This window comes from Anaeromyxobacter sp. Fw109-5 (assembly GCF_000017505.1).
Lineage (GTDB): Bacteria > Myxococcota > Myxococcia > Myxococcales > Anaeromyxobacteraceae > Anaeromyxobacter.
The window spans coordinates 1,369,855-1,390,501 of record NC_009675.1 but is presented as its reverse complement, the minus strand read 5'-3'; the positions used below and the strand labels follow the sequence as shown (position 1 = coordinate 1,390,501).

Sequence of the window (20,647 nt, the reverse complement as noted above, 5' to 3'; positions counted from 1 at the left end):
AGCCACGCCGTCGCCGTCGAATCCCGGTCGGCAGGAGGTCCGCCGCCGGCCGTCGCGCGAGCAGCGGCGCGTCAACCATCGGACAGTCGCAGCTCGTACTCGTTGAGGATCCTCTTCTCGGGGGTCGTGATCTCCCGCCCGATCTGGAACCCCAACGAGCGGTAGAACGCGTTCGTGCGGTCGTTGCAGGCCTTGTCGGTGGTGAGGTCGACGCGCGTCGCACCGCGCCGCCGCGCCTCCTCGAGGAAGGCGACGACGAGCTTCTTGCCGGCGCCGAGCCCCTGAGCCTCGGGGGCCACGGCGACGCTCAGCAGCGTGGCCGTGCCCGCCGGCCTCCCCGCCTCCCTGGGCTTCAGGAGCGCGCGCGTCACGCGCAACAGGGTGCTGGGCCGGCGCGCCACCGCCGGGACCGCAGCCACCGCGAACCCGAACGCCCTCCTCTGCAGCAAACGCGTGAAGAAGCGACCTGGGCTGGCGCTGCCCATGACGAGGCCGACGATCGCCCCCTCACTCTCCGCGACGAGCGCGATCTCTCCGAGCGCCACCGTCTGCGAGTAGAAGAGGCGCACGAACCGCCGGCCGAGGTAGGTGAGGAAGAAGCCCGCGAACGCGCCGACGTGGATGTCGGTCACGCGGTCGACGTCGGCGGCGGACATCGGCCGGATGGACACCTCGCCGTCCTTTCGCGTCAGAGCGCGCTCCATCGGGCTCACCGCCCGCCCCGGGAACGGCCGGCCTCGTGGCCGGGCACGGTGAAGCGGGGCTGCTCGAACGCTACGGAGTGTCCGGCGCGCGGCAACCCGCGGCGAGCTCGCCGGCCCGTCGAGCGGGCGCAGCCCGCCGCACGCGTGACTCCCGAGCCCCTTCCCGGACGACGCCAACGTCGAGGCCTGCGCGGTAGAACGCCAGACGGACGTCTGCGTCTTCGGCCCGACGAACAGGCGGCTCCCGGGCACGGCGCTCGCGTGAAAGGCCCATGAACGTCCTCATCACGACGCAGGTGTTCCCGCCCGAGATCCACCCCACCGCGGTGATGGTGCAGCAGCTCGCGGCGTTCCTCGCGGGCCGGGGGCACGACGTCACGGTGGCCTGTGGTCATCCACATCACCCGACCGGACGATTACCGCGCGGCTGGTCACGTCGGGTGTTCGAGAGACACGACCACGAGGGCATCCGCGTGCTCCGGGGATGGCACGCCCTCTCGCCGAGCCGCCACATCGCCGTGCGCGCAGCCGTGCTCGTGTCCCAGGCGCTCGGCACGGCCACCGCCACGCTGGGCGCCCCTCGGCCGGACGTGGTCGTGAACTACGGACCGCCCTTCGTGGGGCCGCTGCTCTCCGCCGCGATCGCGAAGGCGCATCGGGCACGCCTCCTGAGCGTCATCTACGACATCTACCCGGACGTGGTGATCGGGAGCGGAAAGCTCACGAACCCCCTCGCCATCGCTGCCGCGAGGCGCGTCGAGCGAGCGCAGTATCGGCTGTCGGATCGCATCCTGGTGCTGTCCGAGGGGTTTCGCAGGAAGCTCGAGGCGAAGGGCGTCCCTCCGGAGAAGGTCGTCACCATCCCCGTGTGGCTCGAGACGAACGAGATCACGCCGCGCGATCGCGACGGCCCATGGCGGAGGCGACAGGGGATCGGCCCGGAGGTGAAGGTCGTCCTCTACGCGGGGACCATCGGGCTGGTGTCGGGTGCACGCGTCGTGATCGAGGCTGCCGAGCGTCTGCGCGCGCGGCGAGACGTGCTGTTCCTCTTCGTGGGCGAGGGGCAGGTGAAGGAGGAACTGGAGGACGCCGCGCGCGCGGCGCGCCTCGCGAACGTGCGGTTCCTCCCCTTCCAGCCGCGCGAGGAGCTCTGCGACGTCCAGGCCTCCGCCGACGTGTCGCTCGTCACGCTCGCGCCCGGCCGTGGCGAGACGAGCGTTCCCAGCAAGGTCGTCGGGTACATGGCGGCGGGCCGGCCGATCCTCGGGAGCGTCGACGTCGACTGCGACACCGCCGAGGCCATCCTGTCGTCCGGCTGCGGCGTCGTGGTCCCGCCGGGCGACGCGAAGGCGCTGGCGGAGGGCGTCGAGGAGCTGCTCGCGAACGAGGAGGAGCGTCGGGGCATGTGCCGCCGGGCGCGCCTCGCCTTCGAGGAACGGTACGGGGCGGAGGCGGCGCTCCGCCGGTACGCCGAGGTCCTGGAGGCGCTCGGCCGGGAGTGACGCGCGAGGCGTCGGCCGGCGCCGAGGGCGAGGCGCCGCAGGGGCGCTCGCTCACCCGGGAGCTCCGCGCTCGGGCAGGAGAGTTGGGTGCGGCACTTCGCGGGGGCGCTTCCTCCGGCGGCGGGCGCTCCATCGTGGTTCCGCGCAGGCGCGCCGTGTCCGGAGTGGGCTCGGCGAGAAAACATCGTCCGGGCGAGCTTCTCGAACGCGCACCGCGCAAATAACCTTGCGCAGCGGAGAGACCGCCACCTGGGACGCTCAGAGGAAACGCGATGCAGACGACACTCTTGGAGCGGATCCGCGCACGGACCGCTCGCGTCGGGGTCATCGGACAGGGCTACGTCGGGCTGCCGCTCGCGCTCGTGTTTCGCGAGGCGGGGTTCCCGGTCACCGGCTTCGACATCGATCCTGCGAAGGTGGCCGCCCTCGCGCGAGGCGAGTCGTACATCCAGCACATCGGGCCCGAGCGGGTCGCCGCCGCCGTGGCGAGCGGACAGTACACCCCGTCCGCGGAGTTCGACGACCTCCGTGACTGCGACGCCATCCTGATCTGCGTCCCGACCCCCCTCGGCGCTCACCGGGACCCCGACAACTCGTTCATCCACGAGACGGCGCGCCAGGTGGCGGCGCGGCTACGCCCCGGTCAGCTCGTCGTCCTGGAGTCCACGACTTACCCCGGGACCACGGACGAGGAGGTGCTCCCCCTGCTCGAGGCGAGCGGGCTCCGCTCTCCGGGCGACTTCCTGCTCGCGTTCTCTCCCGAGCGCGAGGACCCGGGCCGCAGGGACTTCACGACGAAGTCCATCCCGAAGCTGATCGGCGGGGTGAACCCGGCCTCGACCGAGGCGGCGGCGGCGCTGTATTCGGCCGCCCTCGATCGTGTCGTCCCGGTGTCCAGCTCGCGCGTCGCCGAGGCGTCGAAGCTCATGGAGAACGTGTTTCGCTCCGTGAACGTCGCGCTCGTGAACGAGCTGAAGCTGATCTTCGGCAGCATGGGCATCGACGTGTGGGAGGTCATCCGCGCCGCCGAGACCAAGCCGTTCGGGTTCATGGCCTTCTACCCAGGGCCGGGCCTCGGGGGGCACTGCATCCCGCTCGATCCCTTCTACCTCTCGTGGAAGGCCGCCGAGCACGGCGAGTGGGCGCGGTTCATCGAGCTCGCGGGCGAGATCAACTCCCGCATGCCGCGGTACGTGACCGACAAGGTGGCCGAGGCGCTGAACGAGGACGGCAAGGCGATCAAGGGATCGCGGACCCTCGTGCTCGGGCTGTCCTACAAGGCCAACATCGACGACGACCGGGAGTCGCCCTCGTACGAGATCATCACGCTCCTGCAGGAGCGCGGCGCGCGAGTCGACTACTGCGATCCCTACTTTCCGGTCGCGCGGAAGGTGCGCAAGCACGACGTGGGCCTCGCCTCGGTGCCCTGCTCCCCCGAGGTGTTCGCGGGGTACGACGTGGTCGTCGTCGCGACGGCCCACGACGCCTTCAGGGATCCCGCCCTCTACGCCGGCGTCAAGCTCGTCGTCGACACGCGGAACCTCATCGCGTCGATCCGCTTTCCCGCCGCGGGCGGGCCGCGCCGGCTGGTCAAGGCTTGAAGCGCCCGGCCGCCGCCGACCCGGCCGCTGGGACGGGCTCGGGCCGGGGGGGCAGGAGGCGCCGCTCCTCAGCGCAGCGAGCGCAGCGCGCCCGAGAGCCCCGCGCGCGTGACGCGCGCGTCGTCGAGGTAGGAGGCCTCCAGGTTCCAGGGCGCCAGCGGCGGGATCCCGAGGTCCGTCCTGATGACGTTGTGCTCCTCGCCGACGACCGTCCCGAGCTCGTATCCGAAGCGCCGCCCGCGTACCTGCGCCCAGCGGGGCCGCATGTCTCGCCTGGGCGTCAGCGGAATGCTCAGGAACGCGCCCGCCATCGACACGTCGCTGCTCGTGAAGAACACCCCGAGCTGCGTGTCTCCGAACCAGCGCGCGAGCTGCACCGTGCCTCCGAGGTCCCCGTTGACGAAGCGGCCGCCGCGCGCGGTCGCGACCAGATCGAGCGGCGCCACCGCCAGGCGCGCGGAGCCCGTGAGCCCCTTCCGCTCGTCGCCCGCGTCGTCCACGCTCCACGAGCCCTGGGCGCCGAGCGCGAGCGCGCCGTCGCCCGGCGCCCACAGCAGCTCCGCGACCCCGCCGGCGTCGATCGACCGGAAGAGGCCGCCCCCCACCATGCCCCAAAGCCCGCGAGCCATCGGGAACGCCTGGTGCAGCATGGCGTACTCCACGTGCGGATCGTCGTGGTAGCTCCGCAAGGCACCGCCTTCCCGCAGGTCGTCGGACCAGGCGAAAGGGACGTCGAAGCGCACGAACCCCGTCGCGCCCGGCCAGAACGGGACGATCACGTCCGGCCGGAACGACACCGAGTAGTCGAGCACGCCGGCCGGGGTCGCGACGAACGTCCGCAGGGCGGGGGCGAGCACGAGAGCGGTGTGGAGCGTCTTTCGATTGCGCGGCCGGCCGGAGATCCAGGCGGCGTGGCGCCCGGACGGGGCGAGCGTCCACCGCGCGGACGTGCGCGGCTCCCCCGAGGGCGCTCGGAGCTCGGCGAGACGGAGGCCGTTCTGCTTGAGGACGATGGCCACGTCACGGTCCCCGAGTCCGGCCTGCGCGATCTCCCGCGCGACGACCTCCAGGCCATCCGCCTCCGCGTGGTTGAAGACGGTGTTCTCGTACTCGACGACGACCGCCTCGCCATCCAGCCCGACGCGCACCTCCTCGAACCCGAGGTCGACCAGCCTGCCCTCGAGCTCGCGAAGCGCCCCGGTCGCGTCCACCGCCCCTGGCGCTGCATTCACGGAAGGTGATACCTGGAGCGCCGTCGAGGGCTCTGCGGAGAGTCCCACCGAGGAGGGTCGAGCCGTGTCTCGGGCCCCGGGCGAAGCCGAAAGCTTGGCGTCGCTCGCGGGCGCGGCCCCGTTTCCTCGCGGGGCGGCCGCCGGCACCGGCGTGCGCCCGTCCGGGCCGGCGTTGAGCCAGAGCGGCAGCTCCAGCGTCGCGCCCCACTCGAACGTGCGCGGCTCCCTGTCGAGCGCGGACATGCCGATGCCACCGACTCGGATGGGAACCCCGATCCGCCGGAGCGAGACCGACACCCGAAGGCCGGCGTTCACGTTCTCCGTGTCCCACTCCGCGAGCGCCTCGACTCCAGGGAGCAACCGCAGCGCACCCCCGGCGAAGGCGCCCTCCATTCGATCCGGACCGGTACCCCACCCCGCAGACAACGTCGCGGGCCCGACGCGGGCGCTCGCGACGGCGTAGCGAGTCTGGAAGTACGACGACGCGCCGCCCTCGTCCTGCGTCCCGATCGCGAGCGCCAGCGGCAGCCCGGGCGAGAGCAGCTCGAGGGGCAGCTGCAGCTTCGCGTTGAACGAGAGATCCCGCGGCCCCTTGGGCGAAGACACGTCGGTGACCCGACCCGCGAGCTCGAGGTACCGAAGGAAGCCGAAGCTCGCGACGAACGTGCGTGTCGTGCTCGGCTCGAGTCGTGGCGCGTTCGTGAACAGGAGCTGCGCGGTGCCGTCGGTCTGCACCCACGCCGAGGGCGTCATGAGCTGCCCCGAGAAACCCTCCAGGGACGGCCCGTTCTCCGCGAACGCGGGGGCGCCCGCCAGGAGCGCACCCACCAGGGCGGCACGAACGTAAGGGCTCATCGGCGCTTCTCCGCGACCTCAGCATCCTGCGAGGCGAACGGCGATCTCACAACCGCTCAGCGCGAGGTGCCCCAAGGTTTCGAGCGGCTCGCCGCCAGAAATCCGTGCGCGCGCGCCCCGCTGGGCGCGGCGCCCTGGGTGCGGGTCGGGACAGCCGCCCTCCGGGTGTCCGGTGGTATCCCGAGGAGGGGGCGAGTCGCAGCGCCGCCGGGCCCGTACATGCGCCGGGAGCCATGCCCCGCTCCTGAGCGCTTGGGGCCTGCCGCTCCACGCCGTGGATAATCTCGTCGCGATGCCCCGCGTGCTCGCCGCGACCTGGTGGCTGTTCGGCTCGACCGTCCTCGCCGGAGTCGTCCTGCGTCCGTGGGCAGGCGACGAGCTCCACGTCACGCGTTACACCGGCTACCTCATGCCCTGGCTGCTCCTCGGGCTCGTGCCCGGTGCAGCGTGGGCGTGCCTGAGACGCCGGTGGGCGCTCGCCGCCGTCCTGGGCGCCTCCGCTGCGACGATCGTGTCGCTTCAAGCTCACCTGTTCCGTCCACGTCCCTCCGCGCCGGCCCACGGGGCGATCGCGCTGAGGGTCATGAGCTACAACACGTGGGCGACGAACCTGGACGCGACGAGGATCGCGAGCGTGGTCCTGCGGTACCGGCCGGACGTCCTCCTCCTCCAGGAGATCCGGGGGGACGTCCTGAGCCGGTTCACCGAAGCGGCGAGCGGGCTCTACGCCGGCGCGCCGCTCCACCTCGTCTACGACCCCGACCTCGAGCAGGCGATCGTGAGCCGGTACGCGATCGAGCCGGCCGCCAGCCTCGCGCGCAAGGGGAACGTCCAGAAGGTGGTGCTGTGCGCGCCGGGGGCTCGCGTCACCGTCTTCAACGTCCACCCGCCGCGGAGCGGCGGATGGCGCCACCGCTACACGCAGATCTCCGCGCTCGTGGACGAGGACGTGCTGCGAGAGGACGGGCCGGTGATCCTGGGGGGAGACTTCAACGCGCCCGATCGGTCGCAGCTGTACGAGCGGGTGTCGAGCGCGCTCGCGAACGCACACGCGCAGCGTGGACTCGGGTTCGGCTTCACGTATCCCGCGCTCGTCCGATCACCGTTCGGCCCGGTCCCCACCGTACCCCTCGTCCGGATCGATCATCTGTTCTTCTCGGACCACTTCGTCGCGGTGCGGGCAGGAACCCTCGACGACTCCGGGGGCTCCGACCACAGGCCCGTGTTCGTGGAGCTCGCGCCGAAGGCCGGCGCCGCTCGCTCGAGCGTCGCAGCCGGCCACGATTGAAGCCGCCCGAGCCGTCGCCCACGACGTCTCCCCGAGATCGTACCCGACTCGCCGGCGGCGGACCTGCAGCGAGCGCGCGCGTCCGTGCCCGCCGAGATCGTTCACCGCGGGCGCGGCGGCTTGCGGTCCGGAGCGCGCTTGCCGGCGGGGGGCGCCTCGCCCTCGTCGTCGTCCAGCATCCGGTACTTCGGGCCCTCCGGATCGTCGTACTGGCCGCTCTTCACCGTCCACATGAAGAAGAGCCACGCGGCGAGGCCGAGGGCGAGCGAGAGGACGATGAGGAAGCCGATCGACACGCCGATCCTCTAGCCCAGCGCCCCGCGCAGGCGCACCGAGTTCAGCACCACGAACAAGGAGCTCGCCGCCATCGCGCCGGCCGCCACGATGGGGTGGAGGACGCCGGCCATCGCGAGCGGGATCGCCACCACGTTGTAGAAGAACGCCCAGAAGACGTTCTGCCGGATGACGGCGTAGGTCCGGCGCGAGAGCCGGACGAGATCGGGGACGAGCCGGAGGTCGTCGCGGACCAGCACCGCGTCGGCGCTCTCCATCGTCACGTCGGTCCCGCGCCCCATCGCCGCGCCCACGTCGGCCTGCGTGAGCGCCGGGGCGTCGTTGATCCCATCGCCGGCGAAGAGCACGCGGCGACCCTCCGCCTGGAGCCGCGCCACGACCGCGCGCTTCTCCACGGGGCTGGCCTCTGCGACGGACTCGACGCCGAGCCCCTCCGCCACGGCCTCGGTCGTCACCCGCGTGTCGCCGCTCACGATGGCGACGCGGAGCCCGAGCGCGCGCAGGCGCGCGATCGCCTCCGGCGCCTCGTCGCGCACCACGTCCGCGATCGCGAAGAGCGCGGCGGGCGCGCCGTCGATCGCGAGGAACGCGACCGTCTCGCCGCGCGCCTCGATCGCGCGGCCGGCGGCGTCGGCGTCCGGCGGCAGGGCGATCCCGTGATCCGCGAGGAGGGCGCGGTTGCCGATGAGAACCGCTCGCGAGGTCGAGGTCGAGGTCGCGGTCGAGGTCGAGGTCGAGGTCGAGGTCGGGGTCGAGGTCGAGGTCGCGGTCGAGGTCGAGGTCGAGGTCGAGGTCGAGGTCGAGGTCGGGGTCGAGGTCGGGGTCGAGGTCGGGGTCGGGGTCGGGGTCGGGGTCGAGGTCGAGGTCGAGGTCGAGGTCGGGGTCGGGGTCGGGGTCGGGGTCGGGGTCGGGGTCGGGGTCGGGGTCGGGGTCGGGGTCGGGGTCGGCGTCGCGGTCGGGGTCGGGGTCGGGGTCGGGGTCGGGGTCGAGGTCGAGGTCGGGGTCGGGGTCGGGGTCGGGGTCGGGGTCGGGGTCGGGGTCGGGGTCGGGGTCGGCGTCGCGGTCGGGGTCGCGGTCGGGGTCGGGGTCGGGGTCGCTCGGACCGTCGCGACCACTCCCCTCCCCGGCACCGCCCGGAACCCCTCCACCTCCACGGCGGCCGCCTCGGGCAGCGCCCGGGCGGCCTCGGCGATGGCGCGGCCCACGTGGTGCTCGCTCCGCGACTCCACCGCCGCCGCGAGCGCCAGCGCGTCCTCCGACGCGAGCGCCGCGTCGAGCACGGCCACCTCTCGCAGGACCGGCCGCCCTCGCGTGACGGTGCCGGTCTTGTCGAGCAGCACGTCCGTGGCGCGCCCGGCGCGCTCGACCACGTCGCCGCCCTTCACGAGGAGTCCCCGCTGCGTCGCGAGCCCGGTGGAGACGATCACCGCGATCGGCGTGGCGAGCCCGAGCGCGCAGGGGCAGGCGATCACCACCACCGAGATGCCGGTCATGATCGCCCGGTCCAGGGGCGCGCCGCGCGCCAGCCAGTAGGCGAGCGTCGCCGCCGCCAGGACGAGCATGGCCGGCACGAAGACTCCCACCACCCGGTCCGCGACCGCCTGGATGCGCGGCTTCGCGGTCTGGGCCTCCTCGACGGCGCGGACGATGCCCGCGAGGACGGTGTCCTTCCCGGTCCGCGTCACCTCCACGACGAGCGAGCCGGTGCCGTTCACGGTCCCCCCGATGACCGACGCGCCCGCCCCCTTCGCGACCGGCCGCGACTCCCCCGTGACGAGCGACTCGTCCACGTCGGAGGTGCCGTCGAGGACCGAGCCGTCGACGGGGACGCGCTCGCCCGGCACGATCGAGACGCGATCTCCGGCTCGCAGCTCCGCGACCGGCACGCTGCGCGGCTCCTCGCGCCCGTCGCCGCGACGCTCGAGCCTGCGCGCCTCGCGCGGCGCGAGGCGGGCGAGCCGCGCCACCGCCTCCGAGGCCCGCCCCTTCGCGCCCGCCTCGACGAAGCGCCCGACGAGGACGAGCGTCGGGATCATGGCCGCGGTGTCGAAGTACACCTCGCCGCCTCGGGACATCTGGTAGACGGAGTAGGCGAGCGCCGCGCCGGACCCGAACACGACGAGCGAGTCCATGTTGAAGCGCAGGTGCCGCAGCCCGCTCGCCGTCGCGCGGAGGAAGGACGCCCCCGCGTAGAAGAAGACCGGCAGCGTGAGGCCGAGCGAGATCCACTCCATGAGCCGGCGCGTCCCCGCGTCGATCCCCTGGAAGTACCCGGCGTAGAGCGCCGCCTGGTAGATCATGAGCTGCGAGGCCAGGAACCCAGCGGTCCCCAGCCGGACGAGGAGGTCCTTCTCCTCCGCCCGGCGCGCCGCGGCCTGCTCGCTGTCGGACCACGGCTTCGGCGCGTAGCCCGCGGAGCGGATGCGGCCGAGCACCGTCTCGAGGTCCGCGCGGGCGGGATCCCAGCGCACCCGGGCCCGGTGCGTCGCGTAGTTCACGCGCGCGAAGGTGACGCCGGGCGTGCGCGAGAGGAGCCGCTCGTTGAGCCACACGCAGGAGGCGCAGCGGATGCCGTCGACGTAGACCTCGACCTCGTCGCCCCCCTCGCCGTGGCGCACCGCCTCGCGGAACGCGGACAGGTCAGGCCCGAAGGCGTCGGGCTTCACCGGCGCGCCCGGGCCGTCCCAGCGCCGCGTCTCGTAGTAGGCGCCGAGCCCCTCCCCGTGCACGAGCTCGAACACGCCGCGGCAGCCGGCGCAGCAGAACAGGCGCGGCTCGCCGCCGATCTCCGCCTCGACCGCCTCGCGCGCGGGGAACTCGAGCAGGCAGTGATCGCAGACGGGCATGATCAGAGGTGGAGCCCGCGCGCGACGAACACGCCGCCGAGGACGGCCACGAGGAGCCCGCCCGCGCGGTAGAGCAGGCCGCGGGCCCGGGCGCCGACGAGCGTCCCGGCCGCGCCGGCGACGAGGAGCGCGGGGACCGTCCCGAGCCCGAAGGCGAGCGCGAGGAGGAGCCCCTCCGGCAGGCTCCCCGTGCCGGCGGCGCCGAGGAACATCGTCCAGGAGAGGCCGCAGGGGAGCAGGCCGAGGGCGAGGCCGGTCGGGTACAGCCGCCCGGGGCCGCCGCCGGAGAGGACGCCTCGGACGAAGCGCACCACGCGGGCGGACGCGCGCGCCTCGAGCCGCGTCAGCGCCCCCGAGACGCCCGCGGCGCCCAGGCCGAGCAGGATCATGAGCGCGCCGGCGATCACCGCGACGACGTCCTGCAGGCCAGCGAGCCGTCCGGCCACGTTCACGAAGGAGCCGGTGAGCCCCATCACCGCGCCGAGCATGGCGTAGGTCGTGATCCTCCCGCCGTGATAGGCGAGCTGCCCCGCGAGCGAGCGGCGCGGGCCGAGGGCGCCGGTCGCGAGCGCGAACGAGCCGACGAGCGGGCCGCACATGCCGATGCAGTGCCCGAACCCTCCGAGCAGGCCCGTCACGAAGGCCATCGCGACCGCGTCCGTCACTCGGCCACCGCGAGCTCGAAGCGCGCCGTGCGCGGCGCGGCGCCCGGCGCCGCCACGGTCACGGCCGCGGTCCAGTCCTTCCGGCCGCTCGGGCAGCGCACCAGCACCGCCTTCCCGGCCCAGCGGCTCGGGCCGACCGGCGCGAGCGCGGCGGTGTTGTCCCCCATGTCCATCCCCTTCATGGCGAAGGAGACCTTCACCTCCGCGCCCTCCGGCGCCGCGGCGCCGCGCAGCTCCGCCGTGACGGCGAGCTCGCGCATCGTGCGCAGCGGCCTCGGGAGGAGCTCCACGACCAGCTCACCGCCGCCGTCGAGCGGGCGCGTGCACGGTCCCCGGCCGAGATCGCACGGCGCGGCGGCCTCCCGCGCGGACGCGGCGCCCGCGCTCGCCGCGGCCACCTGCACGACCTTCTCGATGCGCACGCGGTCCTCGCCGCGACGTACGTCGAACCGGAGGAGCCACGGCCCCGCGGCGGGCAGCTCCACCTCGGCGGCGTAGCGCCCCCGGCCGTCCGGCCGCGCGGCGACGGTGGTGACGCCCCGGCTCGTGTCCGGGCGGCCGACGCTCACCGCGACGGCCGCGCCGTCGACGGGGCCGCCCTGCGCGTCGGCGATCGCGAACGCGAGCGCCACGTCCCCTGGCTCGGCGGGCGGCGGGGGCAGCCGCACGTCCCAGCCGAGGGCGGCGCGCGCGTGCCGCTCGGCGTCGTAGCGGAGCCCCTCCTCGTACGGATCGGCGACGATCGTCTGCTCCTTCACCTGGGAGCCGATCCAGATCGTCCCGACGACCGCGCCCAGCCCGGCGGCGACCACCGCCGCGAACGCCACCTTCGTCGCGTGCCTCTTCACCTGTCCTCCGGGACCACCATCGAGAGCTCCTGCGCGCGGCGCTCGAGGACGTCGTCGCCGCGGCGCACCTCCGCCACGAGCTCGCCAGCGACCCGCCCCGGCGCGTCGAGCCCCTGCGCCGTGGCGACGAGCCGGACCTGACGCCGCTCGCCCGCGCCGAGCTCCACCACCTCGGGCCGGACGGCGACGAGCGCCGCGCCGGCGCGCAGCGCGAGGCCCACCGTGACCGGCGCGCGGCCGTGGTTCTCGAGCGCGACGCTGTACGCGTTCACCACTCGCCCGTCGGAGGCGCGGCGCGGCGCGAACGCCGGCTCGGCGAGCGCGTTCACGTCCACCACGGCGCGCCCCGCCACGACCGCGACCAGGACCGCGAGCGCGGCGGCCGTCGCGCCGGCGAGCGCGAGCACGCCCGGGCGCGCGAGGCGTCGCGGCGTGCCGGGCTCGCCGAAGAAGTAGCCGACGAGGTTCGGTCCCCGCTGCAGCTTCGCCATGATGGGCGCGCACGCGTCCACGCAGGCCGCGCAGGCGATGCACTCCATCTGCGGGCCCGCCCGGATGTCGATGCCCGTGGGGCACACGCGCACGCAGGCGCCGCAGTCCACGCAGTCGGCCGCACGGCGCCGATCGTACGCGACGACCAGCGTGTGCCGGTCGAAGAGCACCCCCTGCAGCTTCGCGTACGGGCAGACCGTGGCGCAGAACGTCTCGCGCACGAAGGCCAGGTCGGCGAACAGCACGGCCGCGAGCGCGAGCCAGCCCCCCCCGAGCACCGGCCCGAGCGTCCCCGCCGCGAGCCGACGGAAGAACTCGTACGGCGAGACGAAGTACCAGAGCAGGCTGGCCGCCGCGACGGCGGAGACGAGCGCGACCACCGCGAAGCCCGCCGGCCGCCGCCAGCGCCCGCGCCTCCCGCGCGCGCGCTCCACCAGCCGCGTGAGATCCCCGAGCACCGTCTGCGGGCAAGACCACCCGCACCACACGCGTCCGTAGAGCAGCGTCACGAGCAGGAACGCCGCCGTGAGGAGGAGCGTCGCGGCGAGCACCACGAACGCCTCGTCGATCGCGAACGACGCGCCGAGCGCGTGCAGCCGCCCGGCCGGCACGTCGAGGCGGAGCGCGCTCTCGCCCCCGACGTACACGAAGGGCAGCCCGAGCCAGAGGAGACCCTGGGCTGCCCCGGCCAGCCTCCGCCAGCGCTGGAAGCTACCGCTCGTCGTCATCCTCCAGCATCCGATACTTGGCGCGCTCCACCGTGTGCTTTCGCTTGCGCGCGTAGTAGTAGACCGCGATCGCGGCGAGCGTGAGGGTGAGCGTGAGCCCGAAGACGAAGTAGGCGGTCTGGGGGCTCATGGCGCCTGCTTCTTGCCCTTCCGCCGCTGCGCGAGGATGAGGAGGACGGCCGCGGTCGCCGGGATGGCGGTGAAAGCGATCGTGACGAGCACGTTCACGCTCATCGGCGTGGCGCCGCCCTCGAGCTCCTTCGCCTGCGACCAGCCCCCGAGACTCGGGGTGAACGCCCAGAGGTACCAGACGCCCCAGGCGATGAGCCCGAAGAAGAGGACGAGCCAGCCCACGGGGAGCTTGTGCGCGGTCTCCTCCGGAGACTCGAACGCGTGGAGGTCGTCCTCGAGCTGCGCATCGATGTGCTGCCGTTCGGCCATGGCGCCCTCCCTACCGGTTCCCGTGCTCCGCCGCCTCGTCGTGGTGCCCCTCGGAGGCCTCGTGGCCCTTCTGGTTCCGGAGCCAGGCGACGATCGACCAGATGTCCTCGTCCGACAGGTCGCTCCCGAACGGCTGCATGCCGCCGTCCGCGAGCCCGGGCCGCCCGAGCTGCTGCTTCACGTCGCTGCCGCCCTTGATCATCCCGAAGTACGCCGCGTCGGGCAGATCGCCCTTCGCGCCGAGGAACTCGTCGTCGATGAGGCTCGGCGCGACGCCCTCCTGGCCCTGCGCCTCGTCGCCGTGGCAGGCGCCGCAGCCCTGCGCGTCGAAGAGCTGGCGGCCCTTGGCGATCGCGGCGACGTCGGTCGCGACGGGGTTCTGCTCCTCGAGATCGATCTCGGCGCCGCCCTTCCCGCCGCGGTCCACCGCCTTCCCCAGCGACAGCATGTACGCGACGATGGCGTCCATCTCCGTCTTGCCCCGGAGCTGCTCCTCCGCGCCGGCGAGATCGGCCTCGGTGTACGGCACGCCGAGGCCGCGGAGCGCGCGCATGTGGCCGCGCATCTCCTCGGCGTCCACGGACCGGGCCTTCAGGAACGCGTAGGCCGGCATGTTCGACCTCGGCACCACCGCCTGCGGGTTCTCGAAGTGCGCGTACTGCCAGGCGGCGCTCTTCAGCCATCCCTCGAAGGCGAGGTCCGGGCCGGTGCGCTTCGAGCCCCACAGGAACGGGTGGTCGTAGGCGAACTCGCCGGCGAGCGAGTACCGGCCCGACGGCTCCGCCGCGCGGTTGCCCTTGTAGCGGACCACCTCGCTCTGCAGCGGGCGGACGGTCTGCGTGTGGCAGTTCACGCAGCCCTCGCGCTGGTACACGTGGCGCCCGGCGAGCTCGAGCGCGGTGAGCGGCACGAGCCCCTCCACCTTGGGGTGCATGTCGGAGCGGAACATCGGATACGCCATCATCGCGATCGAGCCCGCGAGCACCGTCAGCGTGACGGCGACCGAGAAGACGATCGGCTTCGAGTAGATCTTTCCGGCCATGGTCGCTCCTACGCCGCCGTGACGCTGGCCGCCGGCGCCGCGGGCGCGGCCTGCCGCTCGAGGGCCCTGCCCTTACGGATGGTCATGAGGACGTTGTAGACGAACACGCCCATGCCGACGGTGAAGATGATCCCGCCGAGCGTGCGCGTGTGCCAGTAGGGATAGTTCCCGGCCACCGTGTCCACGAAGTTGCGGTAGACGAGCTTGCCCTCGGCGTCGGTGGCCTTCCACATCCAGCCCTGCCGGATGCCGGTGATCCACATCGTGATCGAGAAGATCAGCTGCCCGACGAGCGCCAGCCAGAAGTGCACGTTCGCGAGCCTCACGGAGTGGAGCTCGATCCCGTAGATCTTGGGGATGACGTAGTAGACCGAGCCTGCGATGACGAGCGTCACCCAGCCCATCGTCCCCATGTGCACGTGGCCCGGGGTCCAGTCGGTGAAGTGGATGAGCTGCGAGACGACGCGGAGCGCCTGCGTCGGACCCTGCACCGTCTGCAGGCCGTAGAACGTGATCCCGAGGACGAAGAACTTGGTCAGGTAGTTCGTCCGCATCTTCGACCAGTCCTGGCCCACCGTGTAGTAGCCGTTCACCACCGAGCCCCAGCTCGGCGCGATGAGGAACAGCGTGAACACGATGGCGAGCGTCTGGATCCAGTCCGGCAGCGGCGTGTAGACGAGGTGGTGGGCGCCGGTCCACAGGTACGCGAAGACGAGCGACCAGAAGGCGACGATCGACAGGCGGTGGCTCCAGATCGGCAGGCCGGTCGCCTTGGGGAGGAAGTAGTAGAACATCGCCAGGATCGGGGTCGTGAACACGAACCCGACCGCGTTGTGCCCGTACCACCACTGCACGTTCGCCGAGTTCACCCCCGCGAACACCGGGTAGCTCTTCGTGAGGCTCACCGGCAGCGCGAGGTTGTTCACGATGTAGAGGACGGCGACGGCGATGACGGTCGCGATGACGTACCAGAGCGACACGTACATCTGCTGCTCGCGCCGCTTCAGGACCGTCCCGAAGACGTTCACCGCGAACATCACCCACAGGACGACGATGGCGAGGTCGAGCGGCCACTCGAGCTCGGCGTACTCGAGCGACTGGGTGTGGCCCGCCATGAGCGTCACCGCCGCGAGGGCGATGCCGGCGTTGAACAGCCAGAGCTGGACCCGCGCGAGCCGCGGGAACAGGAGCGGCCGCCGGCACAGCCGCATCACGATCCAGTAGCTCAGCCCGAAGATCGCCCCGACGCCGAGCCCGAAGGCGAGGCCGTTCGTGTGCACGGGGCGGAGCCGGCCGAAGGTGAGGTAGGGCGGGAAGTTCGCCGCCGGCAGCCACATCTGGACCGAGATGAGCAGCCCGATCACGATGCCCACGACGCCCCAGAAAAGGGCCGAGAGGACGAACCCCTGGACCGTCTGGTGGTCGTAGCGATACTCGTTCATTTGCACGTCCCCTGTGGGTTGATCGCGCGCAAGAATACAGGACCAGCGCCGCGCAGTGTAGTGGCTCGTTCAGCCCCCCCTCGGGCGGGGCCTCGGCAGCGCAACCACCGAGAACCTCTGGAAAACCCACTCAGTCCCGCGTGGGGCGATGGGCGCGGTAAAAAACCGCAGAGGGGTGGACGGCTGACGGGGATCAGGGCACACACCCGCGTCGAACGGGTGCGGCACGCGCCGGATTCCGGGGGACGTCCGGGCCGCTCTACTCCGGCCGGACGTCGATCCGGTTGTCGTAGAACGTCGATCCGCCCGCCGAGTCGGTGAGCCGCTGCGCGGTGAGCGCGTTCACGTTGCGCGCACCCGGCGCGTGCGCGAGCCACCAGACGCCCTCGGCGACCGCGACCCCGTCCGGCAAGCCCGGCGTCACGCGCAGCGCGAACGTCGCCTCGCCGAGCTCGTTCCAGGCGACCACGCGCGCGCCGTCGGCGAGGCCGCGCGCCGTCGCCTCGGCGGGAGACAGGCGGAGGCACATGCCCCCGTTCCGCTCCCTGAGCTCCGGCCGCTCCATGAAGGTGGAGTTGAGCGTGTGGAGCGCGGGCGCGGTCACGAGCCGCAGCGGCGGTCCGCGCTCCGCGTGCGTGGGCAGGTGGCGCGGCAGCGGCTCGGCGAGGGCGTCGTTCCTGAGCTCGATCTTCCCCGAGCGCGTGCGCCAGCGCGGACCTGCGGGCGGCCGGAGCCTCACCGCTTCCCCCGCGGAGAGCCGCCCCAGCTCCACCCCGTCGCGCCACCCCGGCGCGAGCCGCTCGACCACGGCGTCGATGAGCGCGTCCTCGGTCAGGCGGAAGACCGGCTCCTCGAAGCCCATCGCCGCCGCGAGCAGGCGGAACACCTCCCAGTTCGGCTTCGCCTCGCCGGGCGGCGGCACCACCGGCCGGACCCGCTGCACGCAGTACTGCCCGTAGGAGCGGTACAGGTCGGCGTGCTCGAGCGAGTAGGTCGCGGGCAGCACGACGTCCGCCAGACGCGCGGTGTCGGTCATGAACCGCTCGTGAACCACGAGGAAGAGGTCCTCCCGGGCGAGGCCGGCGAGCACCGCGTTCTGGTCCGGCGCCACCGCCGCGGGGTTCGCCGCGTAGACCATCATGGAGCGGAGGGGCGGATCCCGCAGCTCGGCCAGCGCGCGGCCGAGCTGGTTCATGTTCACGAGGCGCGCCGGCCGGGGCTGCAGGTCCTCGCGCGTGATGGGGGAGAGGTCGAACGCCTGGGCGGAGCTCGCGTCGCAGAAGCAGCCCCCGCCCTTCCTGCCGAACGCGCCCAGCGCCGCCGCCAGCGCGACGATGCAGCGGACCGTCATGGCGCCGTTGGCGTAGCGGGACATCCCGCTGCCGAGCCGGAGGAAGGGGGCGCGCGCCCGCGCGAGCGTGCGGGCGAGGTCCTCGATGTCGGCGGGCGCGACGCCGGTCAGCCGGCTCACCACCTCGGGCGGATACTCGGCGAGCGCCCGCGCCCGCAGCTCCGGCCACCCGATCGTCTCGGCCGCGAGGAACGCCTCGTCGGCGAGCCCGTCGCGCGCGAGCACGTGCACGAGCCCGAGCGCGAGCGCGCCATCGCTCCCCGGCCGGACCAGGATCGTCCGGTCCGCGACCGCGGCCGTCTCGTTGGGCCAGACCTCGAGGAGCAGCACCTTCGCTCCTCGCCGCCGCGCCTCCTTCACGCGCTGGACGAAGTGCAGGTTGGTCGCGACGGCGTGGATGCCCCACAGGACGACGAGATCGGAGTCGAGCGCCTCGTCGGGATCCGGCCCCGGCGTGGCCCCCATCACCTGGCTCCACCCCGCGCCCTTCGCCGGTGAGCAGATCGTCCGGTCCAGCCGCGACGCGCCGAGCCGGTGGAAGAAGGCGTGGCCCGCGTTGCGCTGCACCACGCCCATCGTCCCCGCGTACGAGTACGGCAGGATCGCCTCGGCCCCGTCCTCGCGGACGATCCGCCTCCAGCGGTCGGCGACGAGCGCGATCGCCTCCTCCCAGCTCGCGCGCCGCCACGCGCCCGCCCCCTTCGCGCCGGTCCGCACGAGCGGGTGGAGCAGCCGGTCGGGCGATCCCACGCTCCGCTCGTAGGCGTTCATCTTCGGGCAGAGGGTGCCCTGGCTGTACGGGTGCTCGGGGTCCCCGCGCACCTTCACCGCCCGGCCATCCTCGACCTCCACGAGCAGGCCGCAGGCGTCGGGACAGTCGAAGGGGCAGACGGAGCGCAGCGCGGTCATCGAGGGGGAAGATAGCAAAAGGGCGGAGCCGGCACCTGGCCGACCCCGCCCTTTCCGCCGCCCGCGCCGCCGCTAGAACCGGCGCGACAGGAGCGGCATCATCGTCTTGTTGCTCTGATCCTTCCGGTTCATCGTGAGCGAGTAGCCGTCGCGCACCGGCGCGCGCGCGGCCGCGTAGTGGTCCGGCCCCGAGGCGGCGTCGATCACGCCGAACAGGAGGCCCGCGCCGAGGCCGGCGACCGCGCCCCACGCCAGCGTCCGCTCCCAGTTGTAGTCGTCGTTCCCGTCGATCCCCATGTTGTAGAGGATCACGCCGCCCGCGACGGCCGAGCCGACGAGCCCGCCGGCCACCGTGTCCTTCAGGATGATGCCCGCGGTGCTGCGGTGCTCCCGCTCGACGGCCACGACCTCGTCCGCGCTCGCCGCGCCGAAGCCGAGCAGCGTCGCCGCCACCATCAGTGCCTTCGCCATCCGCATCCCGTTCCCCCCTTCGGTCCCCGGGCCGTCCGGCCCGTCCCTACGGGCCTACCCGGCCCGTCCTCGTAAAAAACGGTAAGGACTCCCATGCGAGAGGGACAAGGGATCCCACCGCACGGTCGCACGCGCCGGGGGCGCCCTGCGGTGGGAGGGGTTGACGGAGGCCTGCCTGCATGCTTCCGTCCGCCGCCATGCGCGCCCTCGTCACCGGAGCGGCAGGGTTCCTCGGGACCGCGCTGGTGCGCCACCTGTCCGCGCGCGGCGACCGCGTGCGGGCGCTGGTCCGCGGCCCCGCGCCCGCGCTCGAGGCGCTGCCCCACGTCGACGTGGTCTCCGGCGACGTGACCAGCGCCGCCTCGCTCCGCGCGGCGGTGCGAGGTTGCGCGGTCGTGTTCCACCTGGCGGGCGTCCGGCGCGCGACCGACCCGGCCGAGTTCCTGCGAGTGAATGCCGGCTCGACCCGCCTCGCCCTCGACGCTTGCCTCGCCGAGGCCCCCGGCCTCGGCCGGTTCGTGCTCGCTGGCTCGATCGCCGCGGCCGGCCCGTCGCGGACGCCGCGCCGGGAGGACGAGCCGCTCGAGCCGATCGAGCCGTACGGCGCGTCGAAGGCGGAGGCGGAGCGGATCGCCTTCTCGTTCGCCGATCGACTCCCCGTGAGCGTCGCGCGACCGCCGCGCATCATGGGCCCGGGCGACCGCGAGAACCTGTTCTTCTTCCGGCTCGCGCGCGCCGGCGTGGCGATCGGGTTCCGCGGCGCTCCACGCCCGCTCTCCTGGATCGACGTGGACGACTGCGCGCGCGGGCTCGTCGCGCTCGCGCAGCGACCCGAGGCGGTGGGCCAGGCCTTCTTCCTCGCCTCGCCGGAGACCACCGACGCGCTCTCGATCCAGCTGGAGGCCGCCCGCGCGCTCGGCGCGCGGGTCCGGGCGGTGCACTTGCCGCCGCTCGCCGTCCGTGGCGCCGCCGCCGTCGCGGAGCTCGTCACCCACCTCACGGGGCGCCGCCTCCCGCTCAACCGCAAGCTCGCGGCGCAGGTGCTCGCGCCGGGGTGGGTGTGCGATCCCGGCAAGGCGCGCGAGCGGCTCGGCTTCGAGGCGCCCACGCCGCTCGCCGAGTCGATCGCGCGCGCCGTCGCCTGGTATCGCGCGCGCGGCTGGCTCTGAGGGGAGACCCGCGACGCGGGGGAACGATCGGTCCACCCCTCGTCGGCCTTGCCAAGGCGCACCGTGGCGGTCTACAGAGGCGGGACCTATGGCGGAACCGGGGCGGGCCGCGTTCTTCGACGTGGACGGAACGCTCGTGCGCACGAACATCGTGCACGCGTTCGCGTTCTACGCGATGAACCAGGGGTCGATCCTCGGCACGGCCTTTCAGACCGCGCGCACGGTGCTGTCGGTCCCGCTCTTCGCCGCCGCGGACAAGGTCAACCGGAAGGTCTTCAACGAGCTCTTCTACCGGTACTACACCGGACAGAGCGAGGACCGCCTCGAGACCCTCGCGGAGGAGCTCTTCGAGGACGTGCTGAGGCCGGCCATCTACCCGGGCACGCCGCGCCTCGTCGACGAGACCCGCCGCGCCGGGTGCCGCGTCGTGCTGGTGACTGGCGCGCTCGACTTCACGGTGCGGCGGCTGGCCGAGCACCTCGGCGCCGACGACCTCATCGCGAACCGCATGCGCTTCGTGCAGGGCGTCGCGACGGGCCGGGTGATCCCCCCCATCATCGAGGGGGCGCACAAGGCGCTGGCGATCCGCGACTACTGCGTGCGCGAGGGGCTCGCGCTCGAGAAGAGCTTCGCCTACTCGGACTCGTTCTCCGACTACCCCATGCTCGCGGTGGTGGGCCATCCGGCCGCGGTGAACCCGGACGCGCGGCTCGCCCGCGTGGCCCGGGCGTACGAGTGGCCCGTCCTCAGGACCACGGAGACGTGAG

At 73.2% G+C, this 20,647-nt stretch carries 18 protein-coding genes; 5 read left to right on the top strand and 13 right to left on the bottom strand.

Annotation, left to right across the window (positions count from 1 at the left end; all coding sequences use genetic code 11):
- Positions 1-71 precede the first annotated feature (71 nt).
- On the bottom strand, positions 72-671 hold the full coding sequence (locus tag ANAE109_RS23300; RefSeq protein ID WP_158305871.1) for a GNAT family N-acetyltransferase: 600 nt from the start codon (positions 669-671) through the stop codon (positions 72-74).
- 305 nt (positions 672-976) lie between these two features.
- On the opposite strand from ANAE109_RS23300, the gene ANAE109_RS06250 reads away from it, so the two are divergent.
- Entirely contained in the window at positions 977-2,206 is a 1,230-nt protein-coding gene (locus tag ANAE109_RS06250; RefSeq protein ID WP_011985544.1) for a glycosyltransferase family 4 protein, read from the top strand.
- Positions 2,207-2,478: 272 nt separating this feature from the next.
- Positions 2,479-3,807, top strand: coding sequence for a nucleotide sugar dehydrogenase (locus ANAE109_RS06245; RefSeq protein WP_011985543.1), 1,329 nt, complete (start codon positions 2,479-2,481; stop codon positions 3,805-3,807).
- 68 nt (positions 3,808-3,875) lie between these two features.
- Here ANAE109_RS06245 and ANAE109_RS06240 read toward each other — a convergent pair whose 3' ends face one another.
- Positions 3,876-5,894, bottom strand: coding sequence for a YjbH domain-containing protein (locus tag ANAE109_RS06240; protein ID WP_011985542.1), 2,019 nt, complete (start codon positions 5,892-5,894; stop codon positions 3,876-3,878).
- A gap of 292 nt (positions 5,895-6,186) precedes the next feature.
- Here ANAE109_RS06240 and ANAE109_RS23295 point away from each other — a divergent pair, with 292 nt between their 5' ends.
- Complete coding sequence (locus tag ANAE109_RS23295) at positions 6,187-7,182, top strand: endonuclease/exonuclease/phosphatase family protein (protein WP_049768527.1); 996 nt, start codon at positions 6,187-6,189, stop codon at positions 7,180-7,182.
- A 101-nt stretch (positions 7,183-7,283) separates the two neighbouring features.
- On the opposite strand, the gene ccoS is transcribed toward ANAE109_RS23295, so the two are convergent.
- From ccoS to ANAE109_RS06185, 11 genes are all read right to left on the bottom strand, one after another.
- The gene (gene ccoS, locus ANAE109_RS06230; protein ID WP_011985540.1) at positions 7,284-7,478 is read right to left on the bottom strand and encodes a cbb3-type cytochrome oxidase assembly protein CcoS; all 195 of its coding nucleotides are present in this window, start codon (positions 7,476-7,478) and stop codon (positions 7,284-7,286) included.
- Between the two features lie 9 nt (positions 7,479-7,487).
- Entirely contained in the window at positions 7,488-10,322 is a 2,835-nt protein-coding gene (locus ANAE109_RS25720) for a heavy metal translocating P-type ATPase (RefSeq protein ID WP_011985539.1), read from the bottom strand.
- 2 nt (positions 10,323-10,324) lie between these two features.
- Positions 10,325-10,987, bottom strand: a complete 663-nt coding sequence (locus tag ANAE109_RS06220; RefSeq protein WP_011985538.1) for a sulfite exporter TauE/SafE family protein — start codon at positions 10,985-10,987, stop codon at positions 10,325-10,327.
- A complete protein-coding gene (locus tag ANAE109_RS06215) occupies positions 10,984-11,835 on the bottom strand; it encodes a FixH family protein (RefSeq protein ID WP_011985537.1) in 852 nt (283 codons plus the stop codon). Before ANAE109_RS06215 ends, ANAE109_RS06220 begins: the two co-directional genes overlap by 4 nt.
- Positions 11,832-13,055, bottom strand: coding sequence for a 4Fe-4S dicluster domain-containing protein (locus ANAE109_RS06210; protein ID WP_011985536.1), 1,224 nt, complete (start codon positions 13,053-13,055; stop codon positions 11,832-11,834). Before ANAE109_RS06210 ends, ANAE109_RS06215 begins: the two co-directional genes overlap by 4 nt.
- Positions 13,039-13,185 (bottom strand): hypothetical protein, encoded by a 147-nt coding sequence (locus ANAE109_RS24550; protein WP_011985535.1) that lies wholly within the window; start codon positions 13,183-13,185, stop codon positions 13,039-13,041. Before ANAE109_RS24550 ends, ANAE109_RS06210 begins: the two co-directional genes overlap by 17 nt.
- Positions 13,182-13,496, bottom strand: a complete 315-nt coding sequence (locus tag ANAE109_RS06205) for a cbb3-type cytochrome c oxidase N-terminal domain-containing protein (protein WP_011985534.1) — start codon at positions 13,494-13,496, stop codon at positions 13,182-13,184. Before ANAE109_RS06205 ends, ANAE109_RS24550 begins: the two co-directional genes overlap by 4 nt.
- Positions 13,497-13,506: 10 nt before the next feature.
- On the bottom strand, positions 13,507-14,538 hold the full coding sequence (locus ANAE109_RS06200) for a cbb3-type cytochrome c oxidase subunit II (RefSeq protein ID WP_011985533.1): 1,032 nt from the start codon (positions 14,536-14,538) through the stop codon (positions 13,507-13,509).
- A gap of 8 nt (positions 14,539-14,546) precedes the next feature.
- A complete protein-coding gene (locus tag ANAE109_RS06195; protein ID WP_011985532.1) occupies positions 14,547-15,980 on the bottom strand; it encodes a cbb3-type cytochrome c oxidase subunit I in 1,434 nt (477 codons plus the stop codon).
- Positions 15,981-16,239: 259 nt separating this feature from the next.
- Complete coding sequence (locus ANAE109_RS06190) at positions 16,240-18,240, bottom strand: molybdopterin oxidoreductase family protein (RefSeq protein WP_011985531.1); 2,001 nt, start codon at positions 18,238-18,240, stop codon at positions 16,240-16,242.
- Between the two features lie 72 nt (positions 18,241-18,312).
- The gene (locus ANAE109_RS06185; RefSeq protein ID WP_234945253.1) at positions 18,313-18,711 is read right to left on the bottom strand and encodes a hypothetical protein; all 399 of its coding nucleotides are present in this window, start codon (positions 18,709-18,711) and stop codon (positions 18,313-18,315) included.
- A 197-nt stretch (positions 18,712-18,908) separates the two neighbouring features.
- Here ANAE109_RS06185 and ANAE109_RS06180 point away from each other — a divergent pair, with 197 nt between their 5' ends.
- Entirely contained in the window at positions 18,909-19,880 is a 972-nt protein-coding gene (locus ANAE109_RS06180) for an NAD(P)-dependent oxidoreductase (protein ID WP_041448907.1), read from the top strand.
- A gap of 88 nt (positions 19,881-19,968) precedes the next feature.
- A complete protein-coding gene (locus tag ANAE109_RS06175; RefSeq protein WP_011985528.1) occupies positions 19,969-20,646 on the top strand; it encodes an HAD family phosphatase in 678 nt (225 codons plus the stop codon).
- Position 20,647 lies beyond the last annotated feature (1 nt).

Bases quoted from the DNA above. Each gene is read 5' to 3' on its own strand.
- ANAE109_RS06250 (WP_011985544.1), top strand. From the start codon at position 977: ATGAACGTCCTCATCACGACGCAGGTGTTCCCGCCCGAGATCCACCCC.
- ANAE109_RS06245 (WP_011985543.1), top strand. From the start codon at position 2,479: ATGCAGACGACACTCTTGGAGCGGATCCGCGCACGGACCGCTCGCGTC.
- ANAE109_RS06240 (WP_011985542.1), bottom strand. From the start codon at position 5,894: ATGAGCCCTTACGTTCGTGCCGCCCTGGTGGGTGCGCTCCTGGCGGGC.
- ANAE109_RS23295 (WP_049768527.1), top strand. From the start codon at position 6,187: ATGCCCCGCGTGCTCGCCGCGACCTGGTGGCTGTTCGGCTCGACCGTC.
- ANAE109_RS25720 (WP_011985539.1), bottom strand. From the start codon at position 10,322: ATGCCCGTCTGCGATCACTGCCTGCTCGAGTTCCCCGCGCGCGAGGCG.
- ANAE109_RS06210 (WP_011985536.1), bottom strand. From the start codon at position 13,055: ATGACGACGAGCGGTAGCTTCCAGCGCTGGCGGAGGCTGGCCGGGGCA.
- ANAE109_RS24550 (WP_011985535.1), bottom strand. From the start codon at position 13,185: ATGAGCCCCCAGACCGCCTACTTCGTCTTCGGGCTCACGCTCACCCTC.
- ANAE109_RS06205 (WP_011985534.1), bottom strand. From the start codon at position 13,496: ATGGCCGAACGGCAGCACATCGATGCGCAGCTCGAGGACGACCTCCAC.
- ANAE109_RS06200 (WP_011985533.1), bottom strand. From the start codon at position 14,538: ATGGCCGGAAAGATCTACTCGAAGCCGATCGTCTTCTCGGTCGCCGTC.
- ANAE109_RS06195 (WP_011985532.1), bottom strand. From the start codon at position 15,980: ATGAACGAGTATCGCTACGACCACCAGACGGTCCAGGGGTTCGTCCTC.
- ANAE109_RS06190 (WP_011985531.1), bottom strand. From the start codon at position 18,240: ATGACCGCGCTGCGCTCCGTCTGCCCCTTCGACTGTCCCGACGCCTGC.
- ANAE109_RS06185 (WP_234945253.1), bottom strand. From the start codon at position 18,711: ATGGCGAAGGCACTGATGGTGGCGGCGACGCTGCTCGGCTTCGGCGCG.
- ANAE109_RS06180 (WP_041448907.1), top strand. From the start codon at position 18,909: ATGCGCGCCCTCGTCACCGGAGCGGCAGGGTTCCTCGGGACCGCGCTG.
- ANAE109_RS06175 (WP_011985528.1), top strand. From the start codon at position 19,969: ATGGCGGAACCGGGGCGGGCCGCGTTCTTCGACGTGGACGGAACGCTC.